At 39.7% G+C, this 1,166-nt stretch carries 1 protein-coding gene; it reads left to right on the top strand.

Annotation, left to right across the window (positions count from 1 at the left end; all coding sequences use genetic code 11):
• The first annotated feature begins 164 nt into the window (after positions 1–164).
• Positions 165–1,142, top strand: coding sequence for a hypothetical protein (locus tag AC0J20_RS23295; RefSeq protein WP_473023599.1), 978 nt, complete (start codon positions 165–167; stop codon positions 1,140–1,142).
• Positions 1,143–1,166: the final 24 nt, after the last annotated feature.

The following is a 1,166-nucleotide window of genomic DNA, read 5'->3' as shown; positions in this document are numbered from 1 at the left end:
ACTCAAACCTGTCATCCACCCCCTGTCTAACAATACGAAAAACTGAGGCGACAACTATCCTGACACAGGGGGATGAGATGCTCATAGCCAAAAATTTCACATTAGGACAACAGCTGTCTTCAGACAATAATGAATCTAAACATGAACAAAAGAGGTAATTGTGCATGAATAAAATAATTCATCACCAGGCAGAGCAAGACATCTTAAGTTCACTAGGATTATCGGCGTTAATTAGCGATGAGCAACTCTATCAGGAAGTTGATGCATTACATAACATCACTTCAGTATGTAACGGAATGGCATCACAGCATGCAGCTAAAATTTATTCACTTACTCATGGCCAGGATATAGATATTCGAGATTTACTTTCTGAACGAGGAAATAATCAGTTTGTAATTGTTGATGAGCTTACCAATAAAAGAATAGGTATAACGGTTAACAACATAGCCGAAATTCCCCAGCTGGTTAATGTAACAGATTTATCTAAAACTGAGGAAAATGGCGCAAAGGGACTTGTTGAAATGGTGGACAATGAAATAGCGCTCGCACCGCTTGTAGCTATAGATGGTTCGAATGGTTTATTCAACTCAATCCTGAGAACTGAATGGGAATTAAATCGTGAGCGAGATCTGTTGGGAGAATCTAATATTTCGTCAATGATCCGTGTTAGTGAAGATGAATTTAATAAACACGTTGGACAGATATTGACTGAACAGGATCAGCATCTTTTTATGTGGTACCAGGAATATGCTCGTATTTTACCGCAAGAAGGAACGGAACAATTACAAGACGCCTCTCATTTTTTAAACGTTCATGCCGATGTTTATTCCTCATTGAAAATGGAGCAATGGTATCAATGTCTGGGCAGTGATTCGGACCAAGGGATGCACACATTGTTGAGCAATTTTGCAAATTATAGGTTAGAAGAGACGGTTACACATTTTGCTGAAAACCAGACAGAAGGTCACAACAGTGCCGTAGCACTGTTGACGCTGTCAGCGCTTAATAATGAAGGTTATTCTCTTAATTTATCGATAGAACATGAGGAGGAAATACGGCATTTTGCAGATTCCTTTACCAGTACGGTAATCAATGACCCCCTGTGTCAGGATAGTTGTCGCCTCAGTTTTTCGTATTGTTAGACAGGGGGTGGATGACAGGTTTGA

It is taken from the genome of Planctobacterium sp. R6 (assembly GCF_055755215.1).
This window is presented reverse-complemented; position numbering and strand designations above follow the sequence as displayed.

Bases quoted from the DNA above. Each gene is read 5' to 3' on its own strand.
- AC0J20_RS23295 (WP_473023599.1), top strand. From the start codon at position 165: ATGAATAAAATAATTCATCACCAGGCAGAGCAAGACATCTTAAGTTCA.